The sequence below is a fragment of the Streptomyces sp. NPDC001508 genome (assembly GCF_040298665.1).
In the GTDB taxonomy this organism is placed as follows: domain Bacteria; phylum Actinomycetota; class Actinomycetes; order Streptomycetales; family Streptomycetaceae; genus Streptomyces.
Genome location: NZ_JBEPAP010000001.1, coordinates 454,654 through 472,743 on the forward strand (window position 1 = coordinate 454,654; position 18,090 = coordinate 472,743).

The following is an 18,090-nucleotide window of genomic DNA, read 5'->3' on the forward strand; positions in this document are numbered from 1 at the left end:
CCACCGTGACGCCCACCCTCGGGAGAGCCGACGTCATGAAACGCGCCGCCGTGAGATCCACCACCGTAAGACCCACCCTCGGGAGGCCCGGCGTCATGAAACGCGCCGCCGTGAGATCCACCACCGTAAGACCCACCCTCGGGAGGCCCGGCGTCATGAAACGCGCCGCCGTGAGACCCGCCACAGTGCGACCCACCGTCGTGGGACCCGCCGCCGTGAAACCCACCCTCGAGAGGCCCGCTGTCGTGGAGGGCGACGTCCTGGAAGGTGGGGTTCAGGGCTGCGGTCAGCACCTCGCCGTGCGGGGCGGGCAGCCCCGGCAGCTCGTCCAGGACCGGCGCCAGCAGTTGCCGCAGACAGGCACGGGCATGCCGATGGTCCGCGGCCCAGCCCTGCGCGGACAGCACGAGCGTGCCGTCGTCGCCGGCCAGCTCCCGGGCGTGGCGCAGCAACGTCGTACGCCCGATTCCCTCCTCGCCGAGCAGCAGCAGCGCCTGCGGCCCGCCGGGCCCCCGCCGCACGCACTGGAGGATGCGCTCGATCTCGCCGTCTCTGCCCAGGGGGCGGGGCGACGTCGTACGGCGGGATGATCGACGGGCGGCTTCCTCACCGGCCGCGGAACGGGATGGGGGGACCTTCATGCATGTACTCCGGACCTGCTCGGCTGCCCAGGGCATTGGATCTGTTCCCTGGCCGGGTTCATTATCGGGAAAGCGAGCCGGGCGACGCTTCTGTCACATGACCGGTCGTCCCCGACCGGCAGGATGACCGGGTGATGAACGACACCTGGAGGAACACGACCGTGGTGCACATCGGCCCCGACCATCCCGCCGCTCCGGGCATCCTGGGCAGGGCCGCCGAGCTGTCCCGCCTCAAGGGCCTGCTCGGGGCCGTGGACGGCACCGGACCGCAGGTGCTGGTGCTGGTCGGGGAGCCGGGGGCGGGCAAGAGCACTCTGGTCGACTGGACGGCCGAGCAGGCCCGGGCCCGGGGCCTTGGGGTGCTGCGCGTGCGCGGGAGTGAGGGCGAGAGCGGACTGGGGCTCTCGGGCGTCCACCAGCTCCTGCATCCGCTGCTTCCCGGTCATGCGCTGCCGGCGCCGCAGCGGGCGGCCCTCGACCATGCGTTCGGGCTGACGGCGGCACCGCACGAGGTGAACCTCGACCAGCTGTCGCTGTGCAGCGGCGTGCTCGCCCTCATCGGCGAGGCCGCCGCGCAGCGGCCGCTGCTCCTGCTCGTGGACGACGTCCAGTGGCTCGACCTCGGCTCGGTGGACGTGCTGGGTTTCCTCGCCCGGCGTCTGGAGGGCAAGCCGGTGGTGATGCTGCTCGCCGCCCGCGAGGAGGCGGTGCCGGCCCGCTTCGACCGGGACTTCCCGCAGGTGACGGTGGGCCCGCTGAGCAGGGCGGCGGCGGGACTGCTGCTGGACGCCCAGCCGCACCCGCCCCGCGGCAGGGCCCGCACCCAGATCTTCCAGCAGGCCGCCGGCAACCCGCTGGCCCTCATCGAGCTGCCCCGGGCCCTCGCCCGGGGCGTGACCGGCACGGGTCAGGGCGGCAGTGCCACCCTGCCGCTCACCGCACGCCTGGAGAACCTGTTCGCCGCCGACCTCCCCGGCCTGCCCGAGCCCACGCGTGCGGCGCTGCTCCTGGTCGCCGCCGCCGGCACCGGACACCTCGCCGACCTCCTGCGGGCCGCCCCGTCGTCGGACATCGTCGAGGCACTGGAGCCGGCGGAGCGCGTCGGACTGGTGCGGATCGAGGACGGCCAGGTGCTGCTCCGCCACCCGCTGGTGCGCTCGGCCGTCTACCAGGCGGCTTCCTTCGCCGAGCGCCGGCACGCGCATCTCGCCCTGGCCGGCGCTCTCGCCGACGAGCCGGACCGCCGGGCCTGGCACCTGGCCGCCGCCGCGACGGGCCAGGACGCGGAGGTCGCCGACGCCTTGGCGCGGAGCGCCGAGCGCGCACGTGCCCGGGGAGGGTACGCGGCGGCCGCCACGGCGCTGGAACGCGCCGCGGAGCTGACCCCGGCGGCCAAGCCGCGCGCCCGGCGCCTGCTGGCGGCCGCGCAGGCCGCCATGTTCGCCGGCCATCCCCAGTGGGTCGGTGAGATCAGCGGCCGGATCGGCGACCTGACCGAGGACCCGCGGCTGCGTGCCGAGGCATCGCTCCTGGGCGGGTGGGCCCTGGGCGTCACACTGCGCCACGAGGAGGCGCTGACCCTGCTGCTGGGCGTCGCCGAAGCCACCGCGGTCTCGGCGCCGGACCTGGCGCTCAGTACCCTGGCCACCGCAGCGACGTCCGTGTACAACTCCGGGTCGCCGTTCCACCGGGCCGAACTGCGGCGGATCGGCGCGCTGATCGGCGAAAGCGACGATCCCGCCGGGCTGGCCTGGTCCCGGGCCGTCATCGACCCGCATCGCCGACGGACATGGCTCCTCGGGCTGTTGAGGGACGGGCTGGCCGCCCTGTCGCAGGAGTCCCTGAGTGACCTCACCGCGCTCGGCGGCACGACCTGGATCCTGGACGAAACCGAGGACGCCGTACGGATTCTCGGGCAGACCATGGACGTGCTACGACGGGCTGGCAGCGCGGGCACGAACGCGACCGTCACACAGGCGCTCGCCCTCGCGCTGTTCGAGAGCGGTTCGTGGACGGCGGCCCGGGACGCGGCGGACGAGGCGTTCTGGATGGCGACCGAGGCGGGAGCCGACAACGTGACCGTCGGTTCCCGCGTCCTGCGGGCCACCCTGCGCGCGCTGCGGGGCGACCACGCGAGCGCGCGGACGCAGGCTCTGGAAGCCGTACGGGGCGTGGACCTGCGCAGGTCCCTGAACCTCCAGGTGCGGCACCGGCATGCGCTGGCCATGGCCGCGTTCGTCGCCGGGGACCACGCCGACGCCTACGAGCAGCTGCGCGCCACCTTCACCCGGGACTTTTGCCCGGCCCCCGTCCACTACCACGCCTCGCTCTACCATCTGGGCGACCTGGCCGCCGCGGCGGTCCGTGCCGGGCGGCGGGAGGACGCACGTACGGTGGTCGAGGCCGTCGAGGACAGTCTGGAGCCCGACAGGTCGCCCCGGCTCGCCGCCGTCCTGCACCGGGCCGCCGCCCTGCTGAGCGACACCGATGACGCCGAGCAGCGCTTCAGCGCCGCCCTGGCCGCTTCCACCACCGACTGCTGGCCCTTCGAAAAGGCGCTCATCCAGCTCGACTTCGGTGAGTGGCTGCGCCGGCGGCGGCGCAGCGCCGAGGCACGCCCGCACCTCAGCGCGGCACTGGAGTGCTTCCAGCGGCTGGACGCCCGGCCCTGGACCGATCGTGCCGCCGCCGAACTGCGGGCGGCCAGAGCCCCGGCGGGGGCGAACACGGCCACGCGTACCGCGGGTGAACTCACCGCGCAGGAACGGCAGATAGCCGAACTGGCGGCGCAGGGCCTGACCAACCGCGACATCGCGGCCCGGCTGTACCTCTCGCCCCGCACCGTCGGCTACCACCTGCACAAGATCTTCCCCAAGCTGGGTGTCAGCGCCAGGGCACAACTCCGCGACGCCCTGGCCCAGGATCCGCCGCAGTGACCGGATGGCGGGACCGGCGCGGTCGCCCCGTACCCGGCCCCCGGTGGCCGGAGCCCACCCTGCGCCCCGGCCGCGCGGTGCTTTCTGGCGGACCGGGCACGGCAGCGGCTCAGGTGGCGGTCTCGGGCACGGCAGCGGCTCAGGTGGCGGTCTCGGGCACGGCAGCGGCTCAGGTGGCGGTCTCGGGTGCGGTGGCGGCGGGGCTGTCGAGCCGGTGGACCAGGTCGCGCAGCACGGGCCCGTACTCGGGGTGTGCCAGGGCGTGCGCCATCTGGGCCACGAGGTAGTCGGCGGGGTTGCCGGTGTCGTACCAGGTGCCGCGGATGACCTGTCCGTACACCGCGCGGCTGGCGGCGTAGGCGTTGATCGCGTCGGTCAGATAGACCTCGCCCACCGGTCGGCCCCGGTCCCGGGCCTCGTACCAGCGCCGGGTCTGTTCACGCAGTTCGTCCACGATGCCGGGGGTGATGACGTAGCCGCCGATGGCCGCGTACTCCGACGGGGCGTCGGCCGGTTCGGGCTTCTCCACCAGCCCGGTGATCCGCAGTTGTCCGCCGCCCAGGTCCTCCTTCACGATCGGCACGCCGTAGCGCTGGGATTCACCGCGGTCCATCGGCAGCAGGGCCAGCACCGGGCAGCCGGTCTGCTCGTAGGCGCGGATCAGCTGCTGGGCGCGCGGGACCTCGGCGACGAACACGTCATCGGGCCACAGGACGAGGACGGGCTCGTCGCTGAAGGAGCGCGCGGCGTTCAGGACAGGGGTGCCGTTGCCGTACGGGCCGTGCTGGTCGAGGTAGGTGATGTGGCCGCTACGGGCCAGCTCGGCGACCTCCTCCACCGCGTCCGCGTACGCCGTCTTGCCGTCGGCGCGCAGTTGGTCCACGAGGCCCGGGTTCGGCCGAAAATGGTCCTGGATCAGGGACTTGCCGCCGCTGACGACGATGGTGATGTCGGTGATACCGGAGTCCACAAGCTCGCGCACCGTGTGCTCGATGACCGGTTTGTCGCCGACCGGAAGCATTTCCTTCGGGATCGCCTTGGTCAGGGGCAGCAGGCGCGAGCCGAGTCCAGCGGCGGGGATCACGGCCCTGCGGATCGTCGGAGGCATCGGATCTCTCTCGGTCGATCGGCGCGCCGTGCCGGCCGACGCGGCGCATCCCGACGCTACCAACGCCGAGCGGAGCCGCACGAACGCCGGGCACGCGATCAGGCTGCCCCGTAGCAGCGCGTTGCCCGTACGCTCGCGCCGGGTGAGGAGATGGCCCCCGGATACGACGGAGCCCTCCTGGATGCTGCCGGAGGTGTCGGCGCGCGGCACGGCCCTCACCCTGCTCGCCGTCGTACCGGTCCGGTCGGTCTGAGCGTCGCGTCGACAGGGGGGTCTGTCCGCGTCGTCGGGTTCGATCGGGCCGGAGACGGCCCGCAGCGGGGTCCGGCCCCTTACAATCCCGCCATGGCAGCGAACGGGGAGCGTGGAATCGAACTGGCGGATCTCGTACGTCAGTTACGGCAGGAACTCAAGGCCGCGGCGGCCGAGGGCGCGGAGGCGGGCGACGCCCTCCAGTTCGAGGTGGGGCCCGTCGAGGTCGAGGCGACCGTCGCGGTCTCACGTGAGGGAGGCGCGAACGGCAAGGTGCGGTTCTGGGTCGTCGAGGCGGGCGTGGACGGCAGGTCGGCCCGGTCCACGACCCAACGGCTCAAGCTCACGCTGCATCCCAGGGCGGTGGCACAGGACGGAACGACGCGCTCGCCCCTGATCTCCGGTGACGAGGTAGATGGCGAACGCTGAAGTCACCGGACGCAGGGCCACGGGGTGGGACGCACCCGGCCGTATCGCGGAGGTGATCGTCAGCCGCTCGCAAGGCAGGGGCGGACGGGCCTCCGGCTATCTCGTGGCCGAGGGCAGGGTGTTGACCGCGTGGCATCCGCTCGACGGGGCGTCCGGCGTGCGCGTGCGGTTCAACGCCGACCGGCAGGACGAGGCCGGCTACGAGGCGTCGGTGGAGTGGTCGAACGCCGAGATCGATGTCGCCGTGCTCGTCTTCGCTCCCCCGGCCTCGGGCCCTGTCGTGCCCTCCCCCGCTCACCTCGTCTCTCCTCCGCCTCCCGCAGCCGCGACGGTGCCCGCGTCGTTCGGCTGTGTCGGCGAGGGCGCCGCCCGCGTCGAATGCATGGCCTTCGGTTTTCCGCTCTTCAAGCTTCGCGAGGGCGTCTACCGGGATCTGGAGGCCGCGGAGGCCACCTGTGTGCCGCTCTCCAACCGGCGGGAACGCACCCTCGACCTGAAGATCGTGCGGCCTCCCTCACCGGCCGACGACCCTCGCCGAGCGACGAGAAGGCCGAGTACGGGCGGCACGGGCGGCTCAGAGGGCGCGGGCGGCTCAGACGGCACGGGCGGCAAGGGCGGCACGGACCGCGAACCGTACGAGCCGTGGGAAGGCATGTCGGGTGCGGCGGTCTTCAGCCGCGGGCGGATCATCGGCGTCGTCATCAGGCACTATGCCTCCGACGGCGCCGCTCTCACCGCGGCCCGGATCGACAGCCTGCAGGACCGCCTCACGCCCGACGAACTGCACCGGCTGGAGCAGGTGCTGGGCTGCGGCAGCCTGCGCCCCGATGATCTCGCCGATGTCGGACTGCCGCCGCTGCCCAGCGGCATCCGCACCCACCGGCAGACCCTCACAAGAAACTCCAACCGCGACAAGTACCTGACGGACGACCAGGTCCGCTTCGTCAGCCCCGGCGAGGGCCACCAGGCGGATCCGGACAATCTCCTGACGCGGCTGAGGGCGGTGTCCGCACCGGGTTCGACGTCCCTGGGGGTGGTGCTCGTCGGCGCCGCGGGGACCGGCAAGACACGTACCTGTTTCGAGGTGGCGGCCCGGGCCGACCGGCGGGGCTGGACCGTGCTGCATCTGGCACCGAAGAAGCCGATCACAGCGGAGGAACTGACCGGGGTCGTCCGCGCCATGCACGCGCGGAACAGGGACGTCCTGCTCGTCCTCGACTACCTCGACGGGTACGAGCATCTGGACCTCTTCGACTTCGTGGACGAAGTGCGGGAGGAGAGCACCTCCTCGGCCCGGCTGGCGTGCATCGCCTCGCTGCGCCCCGGAGCGGTACCGCGCGCCGAGGCCTTGGGGCGTCTGCGGTTTCTCGACCAGGTGGAGGTCTCCCAGGAGGGAGAGCACCAGAAAGCCGTCGCCACCCGGATCATCAACAGTGTCGCCAGGAAGGCCGTGGACACCTACGGCGCGGAGCGGATCGCCGCTGTCTGCGGGCACCGCCCGGTACTCACCCTGCTGATCGCACGGGCCATCGAATCGCGCGTGGGCGACAGCGGGCAGGAGGCGCTGGACCTGTCGGGGCTGCGCAACGTCCAGGATCTGTCGTACTGGCTGCGGGAGCGCACCGGGGAGGAACTCAGGGACTCGCGCACCGACCTCCTCGCCTCCGCGGTCGCCGCCGCCTGCTGCCCCCAGGAGAAGAAGGCGGTGGAGTCAGCCGTCGGCGCCTTCCTCGATCTGCACCAGGACCGCGGCTTCGACGCCGGCAGGATCGGTGTCGTCGGGCATCTGCGCAAGCTGGGCTGGCTCTTCGCCTCCGAGGGCGAAGTACTCGATGTCATCCATGACTTCGTGGCCGACGAACTCCTCCAGCAGGCCCTGCTCCCCAGAGCGGGGCGGCTCGAAGCGGACGCCGCCACGCGGATGTTCTCCGCGTTCCTGACGAGCACGCACACCTTCCGGCTCGCCGCCGACACCGTACGGCGGTGGTCGGCCGACCTCGATCCGGCTGTGCGCGACGATGTGCGCCGGGTCTGCGAACAGTGGCTCGCGGACCGGTCCGGCCCCGCCGAACGGCTGGCGGGCGAGGCCGATCTCGAGGAGACCGGCCGGACCCTGCTGACCCTGCTGTCGGGGCCGCCGTGGCAGTCCGGGGTCATCGCGTCATGGGACACACTGGTGCGGCCCTGGCTGGGGCGGGCTAAGGCCGAGGGCCCGCGCCCGGCGCGCACGTTGTTCGCCAACGCGATCCGCAACACCTCCGACGCCGTTCCCGCGCGTCTCGCCTCGGCCGCCTTGGAGTGGCAGGCGGACAACCGCCACCAGTTGTACGAGACCCGTCCCGTCCTCGAAGCCCTGCTCCGGGCACCCGGCGTATCGGCCGAGCACCTGGACAAGGCCGCGGAGGAAGCGGTCGCATGGCTACGACACCCTGTGATGAAGGGAAGTCTGTCCCTCGCCAGTGCGTTGCTGGCCCGAGCCGATCTGCCCGCGGAGCGCATCGCACAGGCGGTCGACACGGGCCTCGGAGTGGCCGGGCGGCGCCTGCCGGCGGCCGCCACCGCCCATGTGCTGCGCGCGCTCCTGTGCCGTGAGGACCTTGGAGACGACCAGACCGGCAGGGCGCTGAAGCTCGCTTTCGACTGGCTCAGGCTCCATCCCGACGACGATACCGCCACCTTCGTCCTCGGCGAGCTGCTCAAACGGGACGACCTGGACGAGAGCCGGACCCGGGGGGTCATCGACCGCTCCCTCAACTGGCTTGCCAGCCACGGGACTTCCGCGATGGCTTCGTTCGTCCTGAGAAGCCTGCTGGAACACCCGGCCCTGCGGGGGAAGCCCGCCGACACGGTTGCCGGCCTCGCCTGCGCATGGCTCGCGGAGCACGGCACCTCGCACGAGGCGACGTTCGTACTGGACCCCCTGCTCGTCCGTGTCCCCGCCCCGGACGGAACGTACGACGCCGTCGGCCCGGCCCTCGCCTGGCTCGCGGAGCACAGTCGACGCCAGGACGCCTACTTCGTGCTGCGCAGGCTGCTGGAGAACACGGAACTTTCCCCCGGGGCGGCAACCGGTGCCGCGGACCACGCGGTGAGATGGCTGGCCACCGGGCAGCACGGCACACAGGATGTCGCCAAGTGGGTCCTCGCGCCCCTGCTCAAGCGCCGCGGACTGCCGGACGCCGACAGGCACTGTGCGGCGGGGGTCCGCTGGCTCGACTCCCCCACCAATCTGAGCGGGGAGGACGCCAGCTTCGTCCTCCAGCCGTTGCTGGCTCATCCGAGACTCGGCCCGCACAGCGAGACGGCTGCCCGGCATGCCCTCACCTGGCTCAGGGACCACGGCGAATCGCCGAACATCTCCTATGTGCTCCAGCATCTGCTGCCCCTCGACGCCCGCATCGGCCTGAACGAGCGCGGCGCTCCGGCCGACGACGGGGCGGGAGTCGACACCGTCGGCGCGGCGCTCGGCTGGCTCACGGCAGGCACACGTGGCACTTCTCCTGAGGCACGCTTCGTACTGGAACCCCTGCTCAAGCATCCGGCGGTCGGGGAACGTGCCGCGCCGCTCGCCCTCGCCTGGCTCGGCGAGCACGACAACGCCCTTGGCAACACGGCGTCGTTCGTGCTGGAAGCCCTGCTGCTCTGCCCGGGGCTGGCCGAGGCGCCCCAGGCCCGGGGCCTGCGCTTCGCCCTCGACTGGCTGGAGATCCACCACACCGCCGAGAACGCACAGCGGATACTGAAACGCCTGCCCGGCTGCCGGGTGTCCGACCAGGACCTCCGCCGGCGCACCGTGCAGCGGGTGCTGGACTGCGTGGGCCATGGCCATATGGTGCTGGCGAAGGAGAAGCTTCCGGCCCTGTGCCGGCTGGGACTGGTGCCGCTCCCGGACGCGACACGAGCCGTCCTCGTGGACCTCGCGCTTCAAGAGGCGTGCGGTGGAGAGACGATCAGTTCACGGGGGAAGAAGGTGCTGCGCGCACTGCTGGCTCGGACGGATCTCGATCCTGACCGCGCGGGCGCCGTCACAGCGCGGGCACGGCAGTGGCTCGACGAGCAAGAAGGGCTCTCACCGTTCACCGGGGCCATCCTGGGGCCGCTTCTTGACCCGCGCCTGCCCGCGTCCGAACAGACCGAGCGGGCGGCCGTCGTGGACAGGGCGCTCAGCTGGCTGGAGACCTACGCCGGCTGCCGGTACGCCGGGCATGTTCTGGCCGCGCTGCTCGAAGGACCCGGCCTGACACGGTCGCAGACCGAGGACTGCCTGGCCAAGGCCGCCGACTGGCTGAGCAGGCCGGAGAACACCGATGTGGCCATGGACGACGAACACACCGCCCGCCTGGCAAGGCTTCTCGAACACTGACAGCACGTCACACCAACTCCCCCCGAAAGCCACCGAGTTCAGACACCCGCACGCGCGCATCGTCGGTTGAGCACGACGTGTGCCCCGGTGGATCGACTGCAGCCGGTGTGCTCGGCCGTCGGCGCCCGGATGGGCAGGCCGGCGCTGCGCGGCTGGCTGGTCCTCGGCGCCCTGCTGCTGCTCGTCAAGGCGATGCGGCTCGGAGGTTCCTGAGCACGTCCACGGCCCGTTTCAGCGCCGCCCAGCAGGACACCCGGCAGCCCCACCGGCCGGCTTGAGGAAAGGACATGGCCCTCATGCAACATGACGAAATGGTCGGAAAGGTGCAGGCTCTGACGCGGTTGCCCGGCCGTGGCCCTGCCGAGCGGGCCACCCGGGCGGTGCTGGCGACACTGGCCGAGCGGCTGCCGCCCGGGCTCGCCGATCACCTGGCCGCCCAGCTTCCGCCGGAGTTGGCGGCTTCGATCCGGGAGGTGACGGACTCGGCGAGCGCCGGGGCGTCGAAGCCCGCTGCGGAGCGCTTCGACCTGACCACGTTCGCCGGGCGGATCGCGGGCCGAGCGGGAACGGACGAGGACGCCGCGCTGCGCGAGGCCACCGCCGTGCTGGAGGTGCTGGACGCCGCCCTCGCTCCGGAGCTGATGGAGCATGTGTCCGGGGCGCTGCCCGCGGACATCCGCGAGCTGCTGCCCTCGGGGCGTGCCAGCGGGGGCGGGACCTGACACGGGTGCGGTCACGTGTGGGAGGTCGAGATCCTGAGTTCGTCCAGGAGCCGGATCACCTCGTCGTCGCTCACTTGCCGGAAGTCGTCGTACCAGAGGCCGACCGCCCGGAAGTCCGAGGGCTGCCGCAGGCAGACGACGTCATCGGCTTCCGAGCGCATCTCGGTGGCGGTCTCGGGAGCGCACACCGGGACGGCGAGGATCAGCCGGGTGGGCTCCCTACGGCGAAGGTGCCGTAGGGCGGCGCGCGCGGTGGCGCCGGTGGCCAGTCCGTCGTCCACGAGGACGACGGTGCGGCCCCGGACGTCGGGCCCGGACCGGCCGCCCCGGTAGAGCAGGGCGCGGCGCTTCAGTTCCTCGCGTTCACGGGCGACGTCCTTGACGAGGCGGTCCTCGCTGAGGCCGAGCATCTCCAGTGCCCGCCGGTCGAACAGCGGCGGGTCGTCGCCCACCAGCGCGCCGATGCCCGTCTCCGGCCGGCCGGGAAGGCCGATCTTCCGCGCGACGAGCACGTCCAGCGGTGCCCCGAGGGCCCGGGCGACCTCGGCGGCCACCGGCACACCGCCTCGGGGCAGCGCGAGGACGAGGGGGTTGGGAAGCTCGCCCTCGGATGCCCACTCCATGAGCCGAAGGCCGAGTTCCTGGCCGGCTTCCCGGCGGTTGCGGAATCGCATGACGTGATGTCTGCCTCTCTCCCAGGAAGGGACTCGGAACAGGCTCTCGGAGTTTCCCGCCGCACGGCGCTGAAACGGCGGTTCCGCAGCCGCGGCGGGCCGGGGCCACCCGGGCTGCCTTCGCAGGCCGGGCAGGCGATCCGCACGGCGGTGGCCTCGCGGCCGGGCCGGCGGTGCCTTGTCGTGACAGATGCGGGTGCGGTGACACATCACCGCTGGTCCTGGGGGAACTCCAAGGAGGCAGAGGTTTTCCCTGCTGCGGCGGGAGGCGGGTCATGGCGGGCCTCGGTGGTGCTCAAGGGGCGGTGGCCAGGGCCCTCGACGCGCTCGGCGCGGGTGCCTACCTGGCGGATGAGCGGGGTTCCATCGTCGCCGTCAACGCGCGCGGCGAGGAACTGCTGGGCCGCCCCGCCTCCGGTCTCATCGGCGGGGACGCTCATGACCTGCTGCATCGCAACAGCCGTGGGGAGCCCATGCAGAGGGCCCAGTGCCGGATCCGGAAGAGCATGCTCGTCGGGCGCACGGAACAGGGTGCCGACGAATGGTTCGAGCGGGGCGACGGCACGCTGCTGCCGGTGGCGTGGCTGGCCACTCCGTGCGACATCGGCATGCGCCCGTCGGCGACGCTCGTCCTCTTTCACCCCGCGGGACGCGCCGGGCGGCCCGCCCGGCGGAAACCGAGCGGGCAGCTGTCCGAACTGGAACGGCTCGCGCTGCTCGCCGAGACGACCACCCTGCTCACCTCCACCCTGGACATCGACGAGGCGTTGCGCCGCCTGATCGGCCTGGTCGTACCCCGGCTCGCCGACTGGGCCGTCATCGATCTGATCGACGAGCAGGACGATGTGTGGCGCTTCGCGGTCGCCCATGCGGAAGGCGGCACCGTGGTGTTCCGGGAGGATCTGCAGGGGCCCATGCCGCCGGTGCCGCAGGAGTCCTCGATGCCCCTGTCCCGTGCTCTGCGCGGCGTCGCGTCCTCCCTCGCCGGCCCCCAGAACTATCAGGGGCCGCCGGACTCCGGCGTTGCCGTCGAGCAGCGGCGGCTGTTCAAGGCGACCGGGATGCACGCGGCGGTCATGGTGCCCCTCCGCAGCCTGCACGACGTCCTGGGCGCCCTCACCCTCGGCCGCGCCGACCAGCCCGAACAGTTCACCGCGACCGACACCGCCCTGCTGGAGGACATCGCCCGCCGTGCCAGCCTCGCCCTGGAGAACGCCCGCCTCTACCAGAGGCAGCGCAAGATCGCCGAGACCATGCAACGCCATCTGCTGCCGAAGCTGCCGCGCGCGACCGATCACGGCATGGCCGCCCGCTACCTGCCCGCGCCGGACGCCTCCCAGGTCGGCGGCGACTGGTACGACGCGTTCACCTTGACGGACGGCGCCACCGCCCTCGTCATCGGCGACGTCGTCGGTCACGACCTGGACGCGGCGGCCGGCATGGCGCAGTTGCGCAGCATGCTCCGCGCGTATGCCCTGTCCCAGATGAAGCCGCCCAGCAAGATCGTGGAATGGCTCGACCAGGCCGCCTCGGACATCGCGGAGGTCTCCATGGCGACGCTGGTCTTCGCGCGCATGGCCCAGAGCGACGCCGGCCGGTGCGAGCTGTCCTGGACCAACGCGGGCCACCCGCCTCCGCTGCTGATCACCCGCGAGGGAGTGGCCCGCTATCTGACCGAAGGACACGGGGTCCTGCTCGGCGTCGCGCCCGATCAGGTACGCCCCGACGCGACGGCGGAGCTGCCGCCCGGGTCGACGCTGCTCCTTTACACCGACGGCCTGATCGAGTCCCCGGGCCACGGCCTGGACGAGGGTCTGAGCCGCCTGCTCCGGCATGCGGTGTCCTTGGTCCACCGTCCGTTGGAGTCCTTCATGGACCAGTTGCTGGCGCGGGCGCGGCCACCGGACAACGACGACGACGTGGCCCTGCTGGCCGTGCGGCGGGCACCCGGCCCGTCTTCCTGAGGCTGCCCGGGGGCAGCGTGGATCCCGCCGGCAGGCGCCCGGCAAGCCGGGCCACGCGGGACAGCCGCAGCGCACGGGCCTGCGCCACTCCTCGCGGCGCAGACCGGGGTGCGGCGGCGCAGGAAGTCGGCCGGACTGCCATCGGTCCACGCCTCCGCCATGCGGCCGTCGGGCCTACGGCACCACGACGGTCAGCGCCGTGGCGGTCAGGTGGAAGCCGAGTCTCTCGTAGACGCGGCGCGCCGGGTTCCCGTCGCTCACGACGAGGGAGACGTCGGTCAGTCCGTCGGCAGCGGCGGCGCTGAGTACGCGACGCAGCAGATCGGCGCCGAGTCCCGCGTAACGGGCCCCTGGCCGCCGGAACACATCCGCTGTCCAGGGCAGGCCGTCGCGGTCGGTGATGATCGCCCCGGCGACGACATGGTCCGCCTCGTCCACCACCAAGGCACTGCATGCGAGGACCGGACCGATGGCAGAGCCCGCCAGCAGTGGGGCAAGACGCTCGTTCAGTGCCTGTTCGTCGCTGCCCGGGTGGTGGTCGGGGTGGCCGGCCGGGAAAGCGGCCCGCCATGCCGGGAAGAGCGCCTCGGGGGCGCGGTCGCAAGGAACCATGCGCAGTCCGTCGCCGAGGGGACGTGATGACCAGTCGGCCGGTGGCGGAGAGGCGATCAGATCCCTCCGCATTTCGTGGGCGTGCCGCATCACCCGGGCGCCACGTCGCAGCAGTTGCTCACCGAGTTCCACGGACGCCGACACCGCCCATCCGGACATGCCGGAGACGATGGTGTCCACGGGGTCGGGCCCGACCACTTCGACCAGGTCCGCCCATGGACGCCCGTCACGAACACCGCGCTCGTAGGTCAGGACGGGCACACCGTGCGCGTTCGTCAGGGTCTGGCGCTGCTCATCATTCTCAGTCACTCATCGTCCTCGATAGATCATGTGTGATCGGCGCTGACATCTTGCGGTTCCGTGTGCGGCGAGGCAACAGGATTTAGCGCCGACCTCAACCGTCCCGCCGGGTGCGCTCACCGGGGGTGACCTTTTCGACGAACATCTCGTCCGGGCCGACCGGGCGCCCGTCCCCGGAAAGGATCTCCAGCAGGCTCAGGGACGCCCGTCGCGGCGGTCGAGGAGGCGTGAGTCCGCCTCCCCCGGGCCGAAGCAGCGGGTCCCACCCCACTGGCGCACCGCCACTACGACGGGGTACGGCGCGCGCCCCCTTTCGGTGACGCCGTCTACCTCTGCTCGGCCGTGCTGACCGCGGCGCTCGCCGTGCTCCTACGCCGCGCCCTGCCCTGCCGGCCGGCCACCGGCCGAGACCATGTCGTACCGGGGGCTGCTGGGATCGACCGTCGCTGTTCACCCGCCGCCCTCTGCTGCGGGTCCGCGGCGGGCCGGCCCTGCTGGTCTTCGCGGCCTTCAGCACACTGTGGAGCAGCGTCGTCCAGCCGCTCAGCGGCCCGCCCTGGTCGCTGTCGCACATGCTGGGGCGAAGGGCAGGTCAAGTTCTTCGTGGACGACGACGAGGAACTGCCGGCGCTGCGCGGCACTGTCGCCGTTCGCGACCCAGGCGCGCCTGCTGGGGCATCGGACGCGCGGGTGGGCGGGTGGGCGGGTGGCGGAAACGTCCGGGGAACGAGTGTGCCCCTCACCAGGCGCTGCGATCTGCGAGGGGCACACTCAGCATGGAGTGCCGGTCCACGTCGGGGAGATGCGGCGGGACCGACGCCTGGAAACGGCACCCAAGCTCAGGCTGATGTCAGCTCGTCGGGCCGTCGAATCGAGCGCGGCAGCCGGGTGACCGGTACGGAGATGTTTCCCCGACACAGCCCGGGGGCCACCGTGGCACAGTGGCGATATGTGTGGCCGCTATGTCTCCACCCGCAGTCCACAGGACCTGGTCAGCCTCTTCGGCGTCACCGACTGGCGCCCCGACGAAACACTGGCACCGAACTGGAACGTCGCCCCCACCGACGACGTCTACGCCGTCCTGGAACGCGCCCCTCGCAACGGCGGTGCCGGCGCGGTGACACGCAGGCAGCTGCGGCCACTGCGCTGGGGCCTGGTGCCGTCGTGGGCCGAAGACCCCAGGATCGGCTCCCGGATGATCAACGCCCGCGTCGAGACGGTGCACGACAAGCCCGCCTACCGCCGCGCCTTCTCCCGGCACCGGTGCCTGCTCCCGGCGGACGGCTTCTACGAGTGGACCAAGACCAAGGACGCCGTCACCGGCCGGACCCGCAAGCAGCCGTACTTCATCCACCCCGCCGACGGCCAGGTGATGGCACTGGCCGGCCTGTACGCGTACTGGCGTGATCCGAAGATCAAGGACGACGACGCCCCGGGCGCCTGGCTGATGACCTGCGCCATCATCACCACCGAGGCCACCGACGCGGCCGGGCGGATCCATCCGCGTATGCCGCTCGCCCTCGGCCCGGACCACTACACCGCCTGGCTCGACCCCCACCACGACGACCCGGAAGAGCTACGGGCCCTGCTCAGCCGGCCCGCGGACGGCGACCTCGCCGCACGCCCCGTCTCCTCGGCCGTGAACAACACCCGCAACAACGACGCCCACCTGCTGGACGAGACCACCACGTAGCCGGCTCCACCGGCCACCGACCTCACCTCGCGCGTCCGCACGGCTTCGCCGCGCTCGCGGATCTCCCTGGTGTGATCCGGGCGAGGGGTGGTACCCGCCGACCGTGCGAAAGAAGACTGAATATCACACCGACGAAGAGAGCGTCCCCACCGCTGCCGACGAGGCGTTGAAGAAGTTCGCGGAGCGGGGCGAGGACGACGACCCGGACGAGGACGCGGGCATGCGCTCGCGGGAGGGGCACGGTGACCCGATCACGCCGAGCCCTCAGGCCAACGAGCGGGCCGCACCGCCCGCTCAAGAGCGCTGACGCCACTCCCCCTCGGTGAGCGGTCTCGTGGGGTGTTCGTGCACGGTCAGCTCAGCCCCGGTCTGCCGAACAGTTCCGCGTAACTGGTCGGCAGTTGCGACAGCAGGTGGTTGACCTGTCCGCCGGAGACCGCGTCGGCGACGGTGGACAGCACGGCGCTGGCGTCCCACTCCGCGGTCCGTGGCCGGGCCCCCGTGTGCTGGGCCACGCGCCGCAGGAACTCCTCGAGACCGAGGGACGCGGGCGCCCGCCGTTCCCGGTGCAGCACGTCATCCAGGGGAGCGGGAAGCTGAGCCGCCAGGTCGTCGGCCTCCTCGGGGGTGATCCGTGTCGCGAGCACCTGCAGCACCGCCGTGCTGACGTGCTCGGCCTCCTGCCGGCTGCCGTACTCCCCACGATCACGGACCTGGGCCAGAAATTCCTCCAGCTTCACGGTGCCCTCCTGCTGCTGGTCCGGCCGGGCTTCTGTCCCCGCGCACCCGCCGCCACTCCGGCGATGTACAGATGTGTGAGGGGAGGCACCGGCATACGCGGTTTCCGCACCGGGTGCCCGCCCGACGGAAACGGGAAACGGCCTCCCGCAAGGCATCACGGCGTGCGGACCGACCGCACGGAGGGATCAGGGAAACGCCCTCCCGCAAGGCAACACGGCATGTATGGCGACCAGGCGGAGGGGTCACACGCCCGCGGGCCGGGTCCGCCCCTCCCGGGTCTCCTCGGCCAAGGGTTGCAGCGGGGTGAGCGCGTGGGTGCGGTCGAGATAGCAGAAGGCGTCGTAGCGCTGGGCCAGGACCGTGGGGACGTAGTTGCCGACACGGTCGTACCGCGGCCGGTACACCACCCCGATCGCCCGGTGGCCGTGCTCCTCGTGGAACCACTCGCCCCGGCCGGCAGACGGCGGACGCTGGAGCTGCACATGCGGAAGCCCGGTGCAGCAGATCCTCCAGGCTGCCCGCGCGGGCGGGCGGCACGCCCATGATCTGTGGGACGTCGCCCCACGCGTCGGCGGCGATCACGGTGCCGGAGTGCGAGCCGAACCCGACCAGGACCACACCCCGGCCCATGTGGCGTTCACGCACCAGCTGACCGACGTTGACCTCGCCGACGTCGGCCATGTCGGTGGCCCGGGCGTCACCGATGTGTGTGTTGTGCTCCCAGACCACCGCCTTCGCCTGCGGACCGTGGTGCGCCATGAGCCGGTCCAGGGTGCCGGCCATGTGACGGTCCCGGATGTTCCACGCCTCGGGCCCGCTGTCGAGCATGACCCGGTAGTAGGCCTCGGCCCCGGCCAGCACCTCGGCGTTCTGCCGGGCGGCGAACTCCGCGAGCGAGCCGTCCAGGGCGTCCGCCCGCGCGGCCCGCCGCCGCAGCTCGGTCAGCAGGGACACCACCTGCGGCTCGCAGCCCTTTGGCAGGTAACGGGTGGCCGGCGCGTACGCCTGCGGATCCTGCGCATACGGCTCGAAGCAGCGGAATGCCTCCAGGGCGTGCGCCACCCGGGCGGGATCGTGCTCGCGCAGATGGGTCAGGACCGCGTGCAGCGACTCCCACAGGCCGTAGACGTCCAGCCCGAAGAAGCCGACGCGCCGTTGCGGCGGCAGCTGCTCGTTGTGCCGGCGCAGCCAGCGGGTGAAGGCGGCGACATCGGTGTTGCCCCACATCCAGGTCGGCCAGCGGCTGAATCCCGCGAGTACCCGGCCGGGATCCGCGGGGGCGTTCGGCGCGCCGGCCACCGCGCAGTGCACGGCCTGGCAGTCCGGCCAGTCGCCCTCCACCGCGACAAAGGAGAAACCCTTCTCCTCGATGAGCCTGCGGGTCAGCACCGCACGCAGCCGGTAGTAGTCGGCGGTGCCGTGGGACGCCTCGCCCAGCAGTACGTAGTGGGCGTCGCCGATGCGCTCCATCAGCGGATCGAGCGAGGCCGGGTCGGTCAGCGGCAGGGCCTGGCTGCGCATGCGGTCCTGGTCGGTGTCGGCCACGGCGTGCTCCCCTTTCCGCGGACACCGCACCGGGTGCCCGCGGCGCCGCGCCCGAAACGGCGGGTGCGGGGCCGCGCCCCGCCTTCCGCGCGCACAGCGTGCACGTGTGC

Annotated in this window: 13 protein-coding genes and 1 pseudogene; 8 read left to right on the forward strand and 6 right to left on the reverse strand. The window is 72.2% G+C overall.

Features of this window, described 5'->3' with window-relative positions; all coding sequences use genetic code 11:
• Positions 1–332 precede the first annotated feature (332 nt).
• A pseudogene (locus ABT245_RS01965) lies at positions 333–677 on the reverse strand (ATP-binding protein); the annotation flags it as partial.
• Between the two features lie 98 nt (positions 678–775).
• Between ABT245_RS01965 and ABT245_RS01970 the strand changes: the two are divergent.
• Positions 776–3,577: an AAA family ATPase gene (locus ABT245_RS01970; RefSeq protein ID WP_351727662.1), complete on the forward strand. Its 2,802-nt coding sequence runs from the start codon at positions 776–778 to the stop codon at positions 3,575–3,577.
• A 169-nt stretch (positions 3,578–3,746) separates the two neighbouring features.
• On the opposite strand, the gene ABT245_RS01975 is transcribed toward ABT245_RS01970, so the two are convergent.
• Positions 3,747–4,685 carry a UTP--glucose-1-phosphate uridylyltransferase gene (locus ABT245_RS01975; protein ID WP_351727663.1) on the reverse strand — a complete coding sequence of 313 codons (939 nt, stop codon included), beginning with the start codon at positions 4,683–4,685 and terminating at the stop codon, positions 3,747–3,749.
• A gap of 345 nt (positions 4,686–5,030) precedes the next feature.
• On the opposite strand from ABT245_RS01975, the gene ABT245_RS01980 reads away from it, so the two are divergent.
• The 4 genes from ABT245_RS01980 (at position 5,031) to ABT245_RS01995 (ending at position 10,451) form a co-directional block, all read left to right on the forward strand.
• Entirely contained in the window at positions 5,031–5,366 is a 336-nt protein-coding gene (locus ABT245_RS01980) for a trypco2 family protein (RefSeq protein ID WP_351727664.1), read from the forward strand.
• Positions 5,353–9,729, forward strand: coding sequence for a S1 family serine peptidase (locus ABT245_RS01985; protein WP_351727665.1), 4,377 nt, complete (start codon positions 5,353–5,355; stop codon positions 9,727–9,729). Before ABT245_RS01980 ends, ABT245_RS01985 begins: the two co-directional genes overlap by 14 nt.
• 87 nt (positions 9,730–9,816) lie before the next feature.
• Positions 9,817–9,942 carry a hypothetical protein gene (locus ABT245_RS01990; protein WP_351727667.1) on the forward strand — a complete coding sequence of 42 codons (126 nt, stop codon included), beginning with the start codon at positions 9,817–9,819 and terminating at the stop codon, positions 9,940–9,942.
• An 83-nt stretch (positions 9,943–10,025) separates the two neighbouring features.
• Positions 10,026–10,451: a DUF2267 domain-containing protein gene (locus ABT245_RS01995; RefSeq protein WP_351727668.1), complete on the forward strand. Its 426-nt coding sequence runs from the start codon at positions 10,026–10,028 to the stop codon at positions 10,449–10,451.
• Between the two features lie 11 nt (positions 10,452–10,462).
• On the opposite strand, the gene ABT245_RS02000 is transcribed toward ABT245_RS01995, so the two are convergent.
• Positions 10,463–11,125 (reverse strand): phosphoribosyltransferase, encoded by a 663-nt coding sequence (locus ABT245_RS02000; protein WP_351727669.1) that lies wholly within the window; start codon positions 11,123–11,125, stop codon positions 10,463–10,465.
• A gap of 275 nt (positions 11,126–11,400) precedes the next feature.
• Between ABT245_RS02000 and ABT245_RS02005 the strand changes: the two genes are divergently transcribed.
• A complete protein-coding gene (locus ABT245_RS02005; RefSeq protein WP_351727671.1) occupies positions 11,401–13,089 on the forward strand; it encodes a SpoIIE family protein phosphatase in 1,689 nt (562 codons plus the stop codon).
• A gap of 174 nt (positions 13,090–13,263) precedes the next feature.
• Here the strand turns inward: ABT245_RS02005 and ABT245_RS02010 are convergent, their stop codons facing one another.
• Entirely contained in the window at positions 13,264–14,010 is a 747-nt protein-coding gene (locus ABT245_RS02010) for a GNAT family N-acetyltransferase (protein WP_351727672.1), read from the reverse strand.
• 940 nt (positions 14,011–14,950) lie between these two features.
• Between ABT245_RS02010 and ABT245_RS02015 the strand changes: the two genes are divergently transcribed.
• Both ABT245_RS02015 and ABT245_RS02020 read left to right on the forward strand, forming a co-directional pair.
• Positions 14,951–15,694 (forward strand): SOS response-associated peptidase, encoded by a 744-nt coding sequence (locus ABT245_RS02015; RefSeq protein ID WP_351727674.1) that lies wholly within the window; start codon positions 14,951–14,953, stop codon positions 15,692–15,694.
• Positions 15,695–15,797: 103 nt separating this feature from the next.
• Entirely contained in the window at positions 15,798–16,001 is a 204-nt protein-coding gene (locus ABT245_RS02020; RefSeq protein ID WP_351727676.1) for a hypothetical protein, read from the forward strand.
• Positions 16,002–16,047: 46 nt separating this feature from the next.
• Here ABT245_RS02020 and ABT245_RS02025 read toward each other — a convergent pair whose 3' ends face one another.
• Positions 16,048–16,434 carry a DUF2267 domain-containing protein gene (locus ABT245_RS02025; RefSeq protein WP_351727678.1) on the reverse strand — a complete coding sequence of 129 codons (387 nt, stop codon included), beginning with the start codon at positions 16,432–16,434 and terminating at the stop codon, positions 16,048–16,050.
• On the reverse strand, positions 16,400–17,980 hold the full coding sequence (locus ABT245_RS45985; protein WP_502982050.1) for an erythromycin esterase family protein: 1,581 nt from the start codon (positions 17,978–17,980) through the stop codon (positions 16,400–16,402). The genes ABT245_RS02025 and ABT245_RS45985 overlap by 35 nt, the downstream gene beginning before the upstream one ends.
• Positions 17,981–18,090 lie beyond the last annotated feature (110 nt).